Origin of the sequence: Streptomyces sp. NBC_00286 (genome assembly GCF_036173125.1) — a bacterium.
In the GTDB taxonomy this organism is placed as follows: domain Bacteria; phylum Actinomycetota; class Actinomycetes; order Streptomycetales; family Streptomycetaceae; genus Streptomyces.
The window spans coordinates 8,815,973-8,829,196 of sequence record NZ_CP108054.1 but is presented as its reverse complement, the minus strand read 5'-3'; the positions used below and the strand labels follow the sequence as shown (position 1 = coordinate 8,829,196).

General features: G+C 71.3%; 13 protein-coding genes and 1 pseudogene. 8 read left to right on the top strand and 6 right to left on the bottom strand.

Going from position 1 to position 13,224, the window contains the following annotated elements; translation table 11 throughout:
- Positions 1-90 precede the first annotated feature (90 nt).
- The 4 genes from OHT21_RS39930 (at position 91) to mug (ending at position 3,459) form a co-directional block, all read left to right on the top strand.
- Complete coding sequence (locus OHT21_RS39930) at positions 91-873, top strand: SGNH/GDSL hydrolase family protein (RefSeq protein WP_328773122.1); 783 nt, start codon at positions 91-93, stop codon at positions 871-873.
- Between the two features lie 177 nt (positions 874-1,050).
- The gene (locus tag OHT21_RS39925; RefSeq protein ID WP_328773121.1) at positions 1,051-1,389 is read left to right on the top strand and encodes a DUF4326 domain-containing protein; all 339 of its coding nucleotides are present in this window, start codon (positions 1,051-1,053) and stop codon (positions 1,387-1,389) included.
- A gap of 82 nt (positions 1,390-1,471) precedes the next feature.
- Complete coding sequence (gene purB / locus OHT21_RS39920) at positions 1,472-2,914, top strand: adenylosuccinate lyase (protein ID WP_328773120.1); 1,443 nt, start codon at positions 1,472-1,474, stop codon at positions 2,912-2,914.
- On the top strand, positions 2,911-3,459 hold the full coding sequence (gene mug, locus OHT21_RS39915; protein ID WP_328774404.1) for a G/U mismatch-specific DNA glycosylase: 549 nt from the start codon (positions 2,911-2,913) through the stop codon (positions 3,457-3,459). Before purB ends, mug begins: the two co-directional genes overlap by 4 nt.
- Before the next feature lie 4 nt (positions 3,460-3,463).
- On the opposite strand, the gene OHT21_RS39910 is transcribed toward mug, so the two are convergent.
- The 3 genes from OHT21_RS39910 to OHT21_RS39900 all read right to left on the bottom strand — a co-directional run bounded on the left by OHT21_RS39910 (position 3,464) and on the right by OHT21_RS39900 (position 5,652).
- The gene (locus tag OHT21_RS39910) at positions 3,464-3,907 is read right to left on the bottom strand and encodes a hypothetical protein (protein WP_328773119.1); all 444 of its coding nucleotides are present in this window, start codon (positions 3,905-3,907) and stop codon (positions 3,464-3,466) included.
- Between the two features lie 63 nt (positions 3,908-3,970).
- Positions 3,971-4,708 (bottom strand): ABC transporter permease subunit, encoded by a 738-nt coding sequence (locus tag OHT21_RS39905; RefSeq protein ID WP_328773118.1) that lies wholly within the window; start codon positions 4,706-4,708, stop codon positions 3,971-3,973.
- A 2-nt stretch (positions 4,709-4,710) separates the two neighbouring features.
- The gene (locus OHT21_RS39900; RefSeq protein ID WP_328773117.1) at positions 4,711-5,652 is read right to left on the bottom strand and encodes an ATP-binding cassette domain-containing protein; all 942 of its coding nucleotides are present in this window, start codon (positions 5,650-5,652) and stop codon (positions 4,711-4,713) included.
- 108 nt (positions 5,653-5,760) lie between these two features.
- Here OHT21_RS39900 and OHT21_RS39895 point away from each other — a divergent pair, with 108 nt between their 5' ends.
- The 3 genes from OHT21_RS39895 (at position 5,761) to OHT21_RS39885 (ending at position 8,855) form a co-directional block, all read left to right on the top strand.
- Positions 5,761-6,918, top strand: coding sequence for a sensor histidine kinase (locus OHT21_RS39895; RefSeq protein WP_328773116.1), 1,158 nt, complete (start codon positions 5,761-5,763; stop codon positions 6,916-6,918).
- Between the two features lie 14 nt (positions 6,919-6,932).
- A complete protein-coding gene (locus tag OHT21_RS39890) occupies positions 6,933-7,598 on the top strand; it encodes a response regulator transcription factor (RefSeq protein ID WP_328773115.1) in 666 nt (221 codons plus the stop codon).
- Positions 7,599-7,697: 99 nt separating this feature from the next.
- Entirely contained in the window at positions 7,698-8,855 is a 1,158-nt protein-coding gene (locus tag OHT21_RS39885; protein ID WP_328773114.1) for an ROK family transcriptional regulator, read from the top strand.
- A 507-nt stretch (positions 8,856-9,362) separates the two neighbouring features.
- On the opposite strand, the gene OHT21_RS39880 is transcribed toward OHT21_RS39885, so the two are convergent.
- Positions 9,363-10,124: a GntR family transcriptional regulator gene (locus OHT21_RS39880; RefSeq protein ID WP_328773113.1), complete on the bottom strand. Its 762-nt coding sequence runs from the start codon at positions 10,122-10,124 to the stop codon at positions 9,363-9,365.
- A 129-nt stretch (positions 10,125-10,253) separates the two neighbouring features.
- Entirely contained in the window at positions 10,254-11,144 is an 891-nt protein-coding gene (locus OHT21_RS39875) for an RNA polymerase sigma-70 factor (protein WP_328773112.1), read from the bottom strand.
- 217 nt (positions 11,145-11,361) lie between these two features.
- Here OHT21_RS39875 and OHT21_RS39870 point away from each other — a divergent pair, with 217 nt between their 5' ends.
- Positions 11,362-12,237, top strand: coding sequence for an alpha/beta fold hydrolase (locus OHT21_RS39870; protein WP_328773111.1), 876 nt, complete (start codon positions 11,362-11,364; stop codon positions 12,235-12,237).
- A gap of 120 nt (positions 12,238-12,357) precedes the next feature.
- On the opposite strand, the pseudogene OHT21_RS39865 reads toward OHT21_RS39870, so the two are convergent.
- Positions 12,358-13,191: pseudogene (locus OHT21_RS39865) on the bottom strand (DMT family transporter); the annotation flags it as partial.
- Between the last annotated feature and the right edge of the window lie 33 nt (positions 13,192-13,224).

The window sequence follows — 13,224 nt, the reverse complement described above, 5'->3', positions numbered from 1 at the left end:
TGCACGTACCGGCACATTCCTGCGCCTAACGGGACCTGCCCGTGGGTGGCAGACCGGTGGGTATGTGCGCGGGATACCATCGCTTCCGCCATGGAGACGAATGCCACCTACACCAGTTTTGTCGCGGTCGGCGACTCCTTCACCGAGGGCATGTCGGACCGGTTGGCCGACGGCTCGTATCGCGGTTGGGCCGACCTACTGGCGGGGCGCATGGCCGCCCGGACGCCGGGCTTCCGGTACGCCAACCTCGCCGTGCGCGGCAAGCTGATCGGTCAGATCGTGGCCGAGCAGGTGGACGTGGCGGCGGCGATACAGCCGGACCTGATCACGCTGGTGGGCGGGCTGAACGACACGCTGCGGCCCAAGTGCGACATGGGCCGGGTACGCGGGCTCCTGGAGGAGGCCGTCGAGCGGCTCGCCCCCTCCTGCAAGCAACTCGTGCTGATGCGCAGCCCCGGACGCCAGGGCCCGGTCCTGGAACGCTTCCGGCCGCGCATGGAGGAGCTGTTCACCTGCGTCGACGACCTCGCATCCCGGCACGGCGCCCTCGTGGTCGACCTCTACGGCGCCCCATCACTAGCCGACCCTCGCATGTGGGACGTGGACCGGCTGCACCTGACGACCGAGGGCCACCGCCGCGTCGCGGAAGCGGTGTGGCAGACACTCGGCCACGAGGCGCAGGACACCGAGTGGCGCACGCCGTTGCCCGCGACCGCGCCGCCCGGGTGGGGCGCCCGCCGGACCGCCGACGTGCGGTTCGCCCGGCAGTATCTGCTGCCGTGGATCGGGCGGCGGCTTACGGGGCGGTCCTCGGGGGACGGGCGTCCGGCCAAGCGGCCAGAGCTGCTGCCGTACGAGGGGCCGGGAGCATAGATGTACGAAGGGTTGGCGGCGCGTGCGTACGAACGGCCAGGTGACGTGGGCCTACGAAGGGCCGGTGGCGTGGACGTACGAATGGCCGGTGGCGTGGGCGACGAAGGGCCGGTGGCGTGGGCCGCCTGCGCGTCGGATGATCGGAAGCGTCGCCCGGCGGCGCGAAGGGAGGCTCGCGTGAGCACCACTGTGATCAATCTCAAGGGCCATATCCAGGAGTTCGGGCCCCGCCTGGAGAACGCCCCCGCGGACCTCGTCTACGTCGGCCGCCGCTGGACCAGGGGCGGCTGGGATCTTCCCGAGCACCCGCTCAACAACCCCTTCGTCCCCGACACCGCCAAGAAGAAGCACGACGGCACCCGCCCCGAGGTGATGGCCAAGTACCGGGCGTACCTTCTCGAACGCCCCGACCTCCTCGACCTGGTGCCCGAGTTGCGCGGCAAGACGCTGGCCTGCTGGTGCGCGCCGGAGCTGTGCCACGCCGACATCCTGGCGGAGCTGGCCGACGGGTCCTGAGCGGCCTCGGACCGCGCTTATAGCTTCCGACGAACAACCCCGTGGCGCTGGCCTGCGGGAACCGCCAGTAGAATCAGGCCACGTGACTCCCGCGCCCGCAAAGCCCCGTATCCCGAACGTCCTCGCCGGCCGCTACGCCTCCGCCGAGCTCGCCGTCCTGTGGTCCCCCGAGCAGAAGGTGAAGCTGGAGCGTCAGCTCTGGCTCGCCGTGCTGCGGGCCCAGAAGGATCTCGGGATCGAGGTGCCGGATGCCGCCCTCGCCGACTATGAGCGCGTCCTCGACCAGGTCGACCTGGCCTCGATCGCCGAGCGCGAGAAGGTCACGCGGCACGACGTCAAGGCGCGGATCGAGGAGTTCAACGATCTCGCCGGGCACGAGCACGTCCACAAGGGCATGACCTCGCGTGACCTCACGGAGAACGTCGAGCAGCTGCAGATCCGGCTCTCGCTGGAGCTGATGCGCGACCGTACGGTGGCGGTCCTGGCGCGGCTCGGGAAGCTGGCCGGTGAGTACGGCGAGCTGGTCATGGCGGGCCGTTCGCACAACGTCGCCGCGCAGGCCACCACCCTCGGCAAGCGCTTCGCGACCGCCGCCGACGAGCTGCTCGTCGCGTACGGCCGGGTCGAGGAGCTGCTCGCCCGATACCCGTTGCGCGGCATCAAGGGTCCGGTGGGCACGGCCCAGGACATGCTCGACCTGCTGGGGGGCGACGCGGCGAAGCTCGCCGAGCTGGAGCAGCGCATCGCCGGGCACCTCGGCTTCTCGCAGGCCTTCACCTCCGTCGGCCAGGTCTACCCGCGCTCGCTCGACTACGAGGTCGTCACCGCCCTGGTGCAGCTGGCCGCTGCCCCGTCCTCGCTCGCCAAGACGATCCGCCTGATGGCCGGGCACGAGCTGGTGACCGAGGGCTTCAAGCCTGGTCAGGTCGGCTCCTCGGCGATGCCGCACAAGATGAACACCCGCTCCTGCGAGCGCGTCAACGGTCTGATGGTGATCCTGCGCGGCTACGCCTCGATGACCGGCGAGCTCGCGGGCGACCAGTGGAACGAGGGCGACGTCTCCTGCTCGGTCGTACGCCGCGTCGCGCTGCCCGACGCCTTCTTCGCGCTGGACGGCCTGCTGGAGACGTTCCTCACCGTGCTCGACGAGTTCGGCGCCTTCCCCGCGGTCGTCGCACGTGAGCTGGACCGCTATCTGCCGTTCCTCGCGACGACGAAGGTCCTGATGGGTGCCGTACGCGCCGGTGTCGGCCGGGAGCTCGCGCACGAGGCCATCAAGGAGAACGCCGTAGCGTCCGCTCTCGCGATGCGCGAACAGGGCGCCGAGCGCAACGAACTGCTCGACAAGCTGGCCGCCGACGACCGCCTTCCGCTGGACCGTGCGGAGCTCGACGCGCTGATGGCCGACAAGCTGTCCTTCACGGGGGCCGCCGCCGACCAGGTTTCCGCGGTCGTCGGCCGGATCGAGGAGATCGTCAAGCAGCACCCGGAGGCGGCGGGTTACACGCCGGGGGCGATCCTCTGACCCGCTTCACCCCTGCGGAACTGGAGGCCGCCCGCGACCGGCTGGTGCCGGATGTCGTCGCGGACGGCCTCCGCGTTCTGTTCTGCGGCATCAACCCCGGGCTCATGACGGCCGCGACGGGCCACCATTTCGCCCGCCCGGGCAACCGCTTCTGGCCGGTCCTGCACCTCTCCGGTTTCACACCTCGGCTGCTGAAGCCGTCAGAGCAGGGCGAGTTGCTCTCGTACGGACTCGGCATCACGAACGTGGTGGCGCGGGCCTCCGCGCGAGCCGACGAGCTCAGCGCGGAGGAGTACCGGGAGGGCGGCCGGCTGCTGAGCCTGAAGGTGGAGCGTCTGCGTCCGCGCTGGCTTGCGGTGGTGGGCGTCACCGCTTACCGGGCGGCCTTCGACGAGCGCAGGGCTCAAGTGGGGCCGCAGGAGCGGACCATCGGTGACACGCGCGTGTGGGTACTGCCTAACCCCAGCGGGCTGAACGCGCACTGGACGGCGGAGACGATGGCGGAGGAGTTCGGGCGGTTGCGGGCGGCGGCTGCCCAGACTTAGCGGGTCACGGTGGATCTATCTCGGTGACCACGGCAAGGAGTTGGAACGGCAGCTCCTTGTCCCACTGGGACACACCGAGAACAACCCAGCGGCCGGTCTCCTCGTATCTCCACGAGTGCACGTCCTGCACATGAGAGCTGAGCGAACCCCATGGCTCAGGTATGTCCTCGCCGCCCATGGCACGCTCCTGGAGGCTCCACAGCGAGAATTTCTGCGGCGCACCCCAGCGATCGGTCAGCCGCTCGGAGAGGCCGTCCCTGTCCGCCTCGTACTGCACGGCCGTCTCCGCCCGCTCCGTCCCGTCGTCCTCCCAGAAGTCGTCGCTCGTCACCAATTCGGCTATGTGGAACCCAGGTCCTGCGGTGCCGACGTCCGACCGGCCGTGCTCCGTGGGAAAGGGTCGGGAGCACAGCTCGTCTATCGTGGCGAGTTGCTGCGCGAGGGTCATGAGATCCAGTAAACCCTGCGGCACTGACATTTGGTGGTCCGTCAGCCGCGACCCAGCCGCTGCTCAAGCATCCCGGCGCCGTACGCTCCATGCCCCCGCCGCCAGCGCGGCCGCGGCCCACAGCGCCGTCACTGCCAGCCCGCTCCAGGGGCCGAGCGCGCCGTCGGACGTCTCGTGGAAGACCACCTGGCCCGCCTTGTCCGGCAGGAAGTCGGCGACTCCACCGGACACTCCCCCGACGACGAAGGACACGATGAGCAGGAACGGGATCAGGATGCTCAGGGTGGCGACTCCGCTGCGCAGCAGAGCGGTCAGCCCGGCCGCGAACAGGGCCATCAGCGCGAGGTAAAGCCCGCAACCGACGACACCCCGCAGTCCCTCGCCCCAGCTCAGCCCGCTCCCCCGGTCACCGAGGACCGCCTTGCCCACGGCCAGACTTACGAACCCGGTGACCAGCCCGACGACAAGGGCCGGTACGCCGACCGCCGTCGCCTTCGCCGTGAACCACCGGCCACGATGCGGCACCGCGGCCAGCGAGACCCGCAGCGCACCGCCCTGGAACTCCGACGACACGGCTTGCGCGCCGAACGCGATCGCCGCGATCTGCCCGAAACTGACGCCGAAGAACGCCGAGAACAAGGGGTCGAAGTCCTCGCCGGAGGATTCGCCCGAGGACGCGTCGAGCCCGGCGATCGCGGAGAAGGCTGCGGTGACGAGTACGACGGAGGCCAGTCCGGCGACGAGGGACCGCAGCGTACGGATCTTGAGCCACTCGGAGTGGAGTACGGGTGCGAACGTCACGGTCAGGCCTCCTGCGGCTGGTTCGATGTCTTTGAGGCCTGGGCGGCGAACTCGGCCTCCATGGCGGTCAGATCGAGGTAGGCCTGCTCCAACGTGCCCTCCTCCGCGGCGAGTTCCAGGATGGGCACTCCCGTGCCCGAGGTGAGGCGGCCGATGTCGTCCACGCGCGCGTGGTGCACGATCCACCGTTCGTCCGCACCCTCCACTGCGTCGTATCCGTGCCGGGCGAGCAGCTTCCGCAGTGCCGCTCCGTCCGTGGTGCGCACGCGTACGCGTGGCTGCACGCGCGCGTCGATGAACTCCCGCATCGGCATGTCGGCGAGCAGGCGGCCGCGGCCCAGGACGACGAGGTGGTCGGCGAAGGACGCGGTCTCGTTCATCAGGTGGCTGGAGACGAGCACGACGCGGCCCTCGCGAGCCAGTCGGCGCATCAACTCCCGGATCCAGATGATGCCTTCGGGGTCGAGCCCGTTCGACGGCTCGTCGAGCAGGACCACCGGCGGATCGCCGAGGAGCGCGGCGGCGATGCCCAGGCGCTGACGCATTCCGAGGGAGTACGTCCTGACGCGGCGGCCGGCGACCGAGGCGAGCCCCGCTTCTTCCAGGACCTCGTCCGCGCGGCGCTCCGGGAGGCGGTTGCTCGCGGCGAGCACGCGCAGATGGTCCCGAGCCGTGCGCGCACCGTGCGCCGCCTGCGCGTCGAGCAGGGCGCCGACGTGGCGCAGCGGCTCGTCGAGCGTCGCGTAGGCACGGCCGCCGATGGTGGCGGTGCCGGACGTCGGCCGGTCCAGGCCGAGCACGAGCCGCAGAGTGGTGGACTTTCCGGCGCCGTTGGGGCCGAGGAAGCCGGTGACGCGGCCGGGTTCCACGCGGAAGGTGAGGTGGTCCACGGCGCGTGTGGTGCCGTACACCTTGGTGAGCTCCTGTACGTCGATGCTGGTCATGGGCCCAGCCTGGCCGTCTGTGCGGCACCGGGGCCTCCCCCGCGGGTGGAGAGCGTCTCCCTCGCCCGGGGGAGGACCGTTGTCAGTGGCGGCTGGCACGATGACCAAATGGCCCGCTTCCTGCGCCGGTTGATCCGGGGGACGACGTACACGCGCTTGCTGCACCTGTGGGTGCCGATGCTGATCGTGAGCGTGTGGATGTTCATCATGCCCTCGCGCCCGTGGGTGCCCGCTCTGTTCCTCATTCCGCTCGGGCTCATCCCGGCCGTGCGGCACGGCGAGGGTGTGCAGGCGCGATTGCTGCTGACGCCGGGCGAGGAGGAGGAGTCGGGGATCTCCGTAGGGCCGTCGGTGACATGGGGGGACCGATTCCGCACGGTGGTGTGGCTGGAAGCGCGCATGCTCCTCGGCTGGGGGGCCGGAGTGGCCAGTGTCTGGCTGCCGGTCCTTGCCGTGGTGCTGGTCCAGCTCCCCTTCGGGCACGTGCCGGACGATGTCCCGCTCCTCTCGGAGGCGCACCCTCACTGGGCCTACGCGCTGCTCGCGCCGTTGCCACTGATCGCCCTGTACGGGGCAGTCGTCGGTCTCGGCGAGCTGATCACGGCCATCGCGCGCCGCCTCCTCGGACCGTCCGCGGCCGAGCGGGTCGCCGCCCTGGAGGAGCGCACCGAACGGCTCCTGGAGCGGACGCGCATCGCCCGCGAGCTGCACGACTCGATCGGCCACGCGTTGACCGTGGCCGTGGTGCAGGCGGGTGCCGCGCGGGCGGCGGGCGACCCAGAGTTCACCGACCGGGCGCTGGGCGCCATCGAGGACACGGGGCGAGCCGCCCTGGAGGACCTGGAGCGGGTGCTGAGCGTGCTGCGCGAGTCTCAGCGGCCGGCGAGCAGCCGCCCGACGCTCGCCGAGGCGGATCGTCTGCTGGAGTCGGCGCGCACCTCCGGGGCGAAGGTCGACGCCGAGGTGACGGGTCCGCTCACGGAGGTGCCCGGCCCGGTCTCGCGGGAGGGCTATCGCATCCTCCAGGAGTCGCTCACCAATGTGCTGCGGCATGCGGGGTCCGTGCCCGTACGGGTCCGTATCGGGGTCGAGGCCCGGGCGCTCTCCCTGGAGGTGCGCAATCCGCTGACGGCGGAGATAGCCGGGCCCGGTCGGGGCAGCGGTCTGCGAGGCATACGCGAGCGGGCCGCGCTGCTCGGCGGCCTTGCGCGAACCGGCCCGGACGACGGTGACTGGCAGGTGCACGTCGAACTGCCGCTGCGCTGATCTACGCTGACCGGGTGCCGGTCACCGTTCTGCTCGTCGATGACGAACCTCTCGTACGCGCCGGTCTGCGCGCTGTTCTGGAGGCGCAGCACGACCTCGAGGTCGTCGGGGAGGCCGCCGACGGCGCCGCGGTGATCCCGCTGGTCCGCCAGCTGCGGCCCGAAGTCGTCCTGATGGACGTCCGGATGCCGCTCATGGACGGCATCGAGGCCACGCGGGCCGTGCTGCGGACCGTCGACCGGCCGCCGAAGATCGTCGTGGTGACAACCTTCGAGAACGACGAGTACGTGTACGAGGCGCTGCGCGCGGGCGCCGACGGTTTCCTGCTGAAGCGGGCGCGGCCCGCGGAGATCGTACACGCGGTGCGACTGGTCGCCGAGGGCGAGTCTCTGCTGTTCCCCGCGTCGGTGCGGCAACTGGCCGCCGAGTACGGGGACGGTGGTGGCGGGAATCCCACGGCGCGGGCGGTGCTGGAACGGGCGTCTCTGACCGAGCGCGAGGCGGAGGTACTACGGCTGATGACCCGCGGCCTGTCGAACGCGGAGATCGCCGAGCGGCTGGTGGTCGGCACCGAGACGGTGAAGTCCCATGTCAGCGCCGTACTGGCGAAGTTGGGGGCGCGGGACCGGACCCAGGCGGTGATCGCGGCGTACGAGTCGGGATTCGTGGCCCCCGGCTGATCCGGGGCTCCCCGCAAGGGGCTGCCGCCAGGCACTCGCCGGGTCCGGTCACTACGAGTACGATCCGGCCAACACGCGCGCGAGCTGGGAGGACGTACGTTGGGGCAGCTGACCGGCGGGGATCCCTCGCTGCTGCGGAGGATCAACTCCGCGGTGGTACTGCATGCGCTGCGGGCCACGGACTTCGCGACTCTCACCGAGATCACCCGGGTGACCGGGCTGTCCCGGCCCACCGTCGAGGGCGTCGTCGAGGGGCTCGTCGCGGGCGGTCTCGTTGTCGAGGCCGCGGCCGAAGAGGGTGCCGCGCGGCGGCAGGGGCGGCCCGCGCGCAGGTACCGGTTCCGGGCGGAGGCGGGGCATCTGCTGGGGCTTGAGATCGGTTCGCATCGGGTGGCCGCGCTTCTCGCGGACCTGGACGGCCGGACCCTGGGGACGATCGCCAAGGACGTTTCCGAGTCGGCGTCGGCGGACGAGCGGCTGGAGCGGCTGCGTACCGCCGTCGCCGAGCTGCTGCGCCAGGCGGGCGTCGCGCGCGGGTCCCTGCGGGCCGTCGGCGTGGGTACGCCCGGCATCATCGAGGCGGGCGGCACCGTACGGCTGGGCGCCGCCCTGCCCGACTGGACGGGCCTGCATCTGGGCGAGCGGCTGCGTCGCTCCTTCAAATGCCCGGTGCTGGTGGAGAACGACGCCAACGCCGCGGTGGTCGCCGAGCACTGGAAGGGTGCGGGCACGGAGTCCGACGACATGGTGTTCGTGCTGGCCGGTCTGAGCCCCGGAGCCGGTTCGTTGATCGGCGGGCGGCTGCACCGCGGGTACGGGGGTGCGGCCGGAGAGATCGGTGCGCTGCATCTCCTGGGCCGTGAGGCAACTCCGGAGACATTGCTGTCCACGACGGACAAGCCGCTGCATCCTCTTGACGAGCAGGCGGTGGCGAGGGTCTTCGCGCAGGCCCGCGAGGGTGACGAGCGGGCTAGGGCGGCCGTCGAGCGTTTCATCCAGCGGCTGGTCCACGATGTGGCGGCGCTGGTACTCGCCCTAGACCCGGAGCTCGTAGTCATCGGTGGCTGGGCGGCAGGCATCGACGGCGTACTGGAGCCCCTACGCAAGGAGCTGTCCCGCTACTGCCTGCGACCACCTCGGGTGGCCCTTTCGGTCCTGGGCGAGGCAGCCGTGGTGATGGGGGCGCTACGGCTGGCTCTCGATCACGTGGAGGAGCAGCTGTTCGCGGTGGAGGGCACGGTAACGGCACGGCGCTGAGTGTCGGGGGGTTGTTTCGCCCCCGCCGCCCCTACCCGTCCCATCCTCGGGGCTCCGCCCCAACCCCCCAGGGGCTCCGCCCCTGGACCCCGCCGGGGCTGCTCCCCCGGACTCCGCAGGGGCTGCGCCCCTTGACACCGCTAGGCCTGCGTCCGGGACCCCGCCGGGCCTGCCACCTCGACCCCGCCTAGGGCTGCACTCCTGGACCTGCTGGTGGCTGCGCCCTCGCCCCAAGCAGGGGCTCCGCCCCTCAACCCCGCCGGGGCTGCACCCCTGGACCCGCTGGCGGCTGCGCCCTGCGCCCTGACGAGGGGCTCCGCCCCTGAACCCCGCTGAGGGTCAAGCCCCGTAAGGGGCGCGGGGAACTGCGCGCCCAGCCACGACCGGTCCGCAGTCGACATACAAACCCGGGACCAGGGGCGGAGCCCCTGGGCATACGAACCCGGGGTCCAGGGGCGAAGCCCCCGGGATGGGACGGGTAGGGGCGGCGGGGGCGAGGAAACCCCGTTAGGAAGCCCGCCGCTCCGGGTCATGGTGGATCTCCACCCCACCCGTGTCACCGAACGTCAGCCGACACGTATCGGCCCGGTACGTAGCGACCGACACCGCCGCGGTCCGCCCCTCGGCGTAGAACCGGGTCGTGACGACAAGAACCGGCGCGCCAGGAAGCCGGTCGAGCTCCTTGGCGTCGTCCGCACGCGCCGAGCCAAGCTCCACAGCCCGGTCCTGCGTCTCCAGGGACAGCCGCTGGAGTTCCCGGAGCACAGCCCGCGCCCGCCCCGCCCCCGACGCCGCATCGATCGCGGACAGCGCTGGCACCGACGAGGCAGGCACGTACAGCAACTCGGCGGCCACAGGCTGCCCATGCGTCACCCGGGAGCGCCGTACCGTATGCACCTGCTCCTCATGCCCGATCTCCAGGATGTCGGCCACCGCCGCGGGCGGAACCGCCACCGTGCAGTCCACGGCCCGCCAGGCGTCCCCGGCCGCCCCCGGCCACGCATGCTGCTCGGACCCTACGTCCACACCCATACGCGGCGGAGCCACGGTCGTGCCGACCCCGCGCCGCCGCTGAAGCCGACCTTCGAGTTCAAGCTGCTCCAGGGCCTGACGCAGGGTGGCCCGGGCCACCCCGAACCGCGCGGCAAGATCACGCTCGTTCGGCAGGATCTCGCCCACCGAGAACTCGGAGTCCAGCGCCTCACTCAGTACGGTCCGCAAGTGCCAGTACTTGGGCTCCGGCACCGTATCCAACTGCGTGGTCCCCACCGTGTCCTCCGCAATCGCCGTGCCCCGGCGGCTTTCAACGCCCTTGTTTATTAAAGGTTCTTGCACTATCTCCTGCGACCATAAGACGGCCCCCATCCTTGGTCAAGACCAATCCTGGACACAGGAACCTCAGGCGTCGGCCAGCGACAGCAGCTTCTCCGGGTTGCGCATGATGTAGATGGACTGGATCCGGCCGTCGGCGACCTCCAGCTGGAAGACGCTGTCGGGCTTGCCCGCGGACAGGGCGAGCAGCGCGGGTGCGCCGTTGACTTCGATGAAGCGGAACGTCGCGTCCTGGAGGCCGCCGCCCTGCCGGGCAGCGCCGATGACGAAGCGGCCCACCTTGTCGGCCGACTCGATCGCGCGTACCGGCGCCTTGGCCAGGCCACCGCTGTCGCCCACCAGGCGGACGTCCGGGGCCAGCAGCGTCAGCAGCCCCTCCAGGTCGCCCTCGGCCGCCGCGGCGAGAAACCGCTCGGTGAGTTCGCGTTGCAGCGCGGGGTCGACCTCGTAGCGGGTGCGCCTCTCCTCGACGTGCTTGCGGGCCCGCCCGGCCAGCTGGCGCACGGCGGGCTCGCTGCGGTCGAGGGTGGTGGCGATGTCGGCGTACGGGAATCCGAAGGCCTCGCGGAGGACGAACACCGCGCGCTCCAGGGGTGACAGGGACTCCAGGACGACGAGGACGGCGAGCGAGACGGAGTCGGCGAGCACGGCCCGTTCCGCCGCGTCCGGGACGGTGCCGGCGAAGTCGGTGACGTACGGCTCGGGCAGCCACGGTCCTACGTAGGCCTCGTTACGCGACTGAATCTGGCGCAGCCGGTCGATGGCGAGGCGGGTGGTGATGCGTACGAGATAGGCGCGTGGTTCGCGCACCTCGGCGTGGTCGGCGCCGGACCAGCGCAGCCACGCCTCCTGGACGACGTCCTCCGCGTCGGCCACCCGGCCGAGCATGCGGTAGGCGACGCCCATCAGGACGGGACGGTGCTCTTCGAAGACCTCGGTCACAGTGTCGGTAGCCACGGCACCATCCCATCCGACGCTCCGGACCGTGTCCAGGCAATACCTAGGCCAACCCGGTGACGGGCTGGACGCGTCGAGGGGCGTACGGCCTGCAGGGTTGCATCAGCATCGCTTGGGGACTACCGGCCGGTAGCAGTTGCTGACAAACTGTCTAGGAGAGCAGGTCGTGTGCACCCGCTGCCCACGTCCGCCGCGCCCCCAGACGAGGAGCAGTTCCATGTCCGCCCCGGTCAGCCACTCCGTCCCCTCCTCGTTCTCCGGCGGCCCGCGGTCCGTGACCTTCTCCGTCCCCTCCCCGCTCGGCCCGCTGCCCGTGACCCTCGCGTACACGCGCGTGGGCAGTGGCGAACCGCTTCTGCTGCTGCACGGGATCGGCCACCACCGGCAGGCCTGGGACCCGGTCATCGACATCCTGGCCGTCGAGCGCGATGTGATCGCGGTGGATCTGCCCGGCTTCGGCGAGTCCCCCGCGCTGGCCGACGGGCTCGCCCACGATCTGCCGACGATGAACTCCGCGCTCGGCGCGCTCTGCCAGGCGCTGGAGATCGAACGCCCGCATGTGGCGGGCAACTCGCTGGGCGGGCTGCTGGCCCTGGAACTGGGCCGCGCCCAGCTCGTACGGTCCGTGACGGCGCTGTCACCCGCGGGCTTCTGGTCGCCGGTCGAGCGACGGTACGCCTTCGGGGTCCTCCAGGCGATGCGGCAGACCGCGATCCGTATGCCGTTGCCGGTGGTCGAGCGGCTGTCGCGTACCGCGGCCGGGCGCACCGTGCTGACCAGCACCATCTACGCTCGCCCCGGCCGGCGCTCACCCGAGGCGGTCGTCGCCGAGACGCTCGCGCTGGCTCAGGCCAAGGGATTCGTCGAGACGCTCCGGGCCGGCGTCTCTGTCCAGTTCACCGACGACGTCCCCGGGCTTCCCATCACGGTGGCGTGGGGCACAAGGGACCGGCTTCTGGTGCGGCGGCAGGGGGTCCGCGCCAAGTACGTCATCCCGGACGCCCGGCTCGTACGGCTGCCCGGCTGCGGCCACGTCCCGATGAACGACGACCCGGCCCTCGTCGCCCGCGTCATCCTCGACACCAGCCGCTGAGACGGCAGGCGCTGAGACGGCAGGCGCCGAAACGGCAGGCGCCGAAACGGCAGGCACTGGGACGGTAGTGGCCAGCCTCCGCGCCCGAAGCCTCAACGCCCCTGATCCCAGGGCGACTCCGGCCCCCACCAGGGCACTGCCCGCGGCCTGGGCCGGCCCGTAGGATCCCGTGCCGACGAGTGGGGCGGTGAAGGCGGCGGCGACGGGGATGAGGCCGGAGAAGAGGGTCGCGCGCTCCGCGCCGATCCGCTGCATGCCCATGTACCAGCAGACGAAGCCGATGACCGTGACGATCACCGCCTGCCACAGCAGCGCGGCGAGTTCGGTGCTGTCGGGCGTACGCAGCCACGCGCGGCCCTCGACGATCAGCCCGGCCAGCGCCGACTCCACCGCCGCGAGCCCGCACACGGTGGCGGCGAGCAGCCGTGGCCCGAGCGGTCGCAGCACGGGCACGGCGAGGACCGCGAAACCGACCTCTCCGAGCAGCGCGCACACGGAGAAGGCGATGCCCGCGCCGTCGGTGTGTCCCCAGCCCTGGACGGTGAAGGCGCCCACGGCGACGAGCAACGCGCCGTACAGGACGGTGCGTTGGGGCCGTCGGCCGTCCAGGAGAGGCATGAGTACGGCCACGAGTACCGGGGCGCAGCCCACGAAGACTCCCGGGACCGCTGGTTCCGCGGTGCGTTCGGCGGCGAGCACGGCGAGATTGAAGCCGACCATGCCGATGGCCGCGACCAGCGCCAGCCGTATCCACTGGCGGGCGGTCAGCGCGCGCAGGGGCGCCGTGCCACCACGGCCGACGAGGGGCAGGAGCAGCAGACAGGCGAGTCCGTAGCGCAGGAACTGGCCGCCCGCGTACGGGTATTCGCCCAGGACGCTGTTGGCGGTGAAGGAGCCTCCGACGAGGATGCAGGCCAGGGCGGCGAGCAGGGAGCCGCGGGTGGTGGCGTTCATGGAGGCGACGCTATGGACCCCACCGGTCCGGTT

Coding starts and splice junctions, on each gene's coding strand:
- OHT21_RS39930 (WP_328773122.1), top strand. CDS start 91: ATGGAGACGAATGCCACCTACACCAGTTTTGTCGCGGTCGGCGACTCC.
- OHT21_RS39910 (WP_328773119.1), bottom strand. CDS start 3,907: ATGACCCTCGCGCAGCAACTCGCCACGATAGACGAGCTGTGCTCCCGA.
- OHT21_RS39900 (WP_328773117.1), bottom strand. CDS start 5,652: ATGACCAGCATCGACGTACAGGAGCTCACCAAGGTGTACGGCACCACA.
- OHT21_RS39895 (WP_328773116.1), top strand. CDS start 5,761: ATGGCCCGCTTCCTGCGCCGGTTGATCCGGGGGACGACGTACACGCGC.
- OHT21_RS39870 (WP_328773111.1), top strand. CDS start 11,362: ATGTCCGCCCCGGTCAGCCACTCCGTCCCCTCCTCGTTCTCCGGCGGC.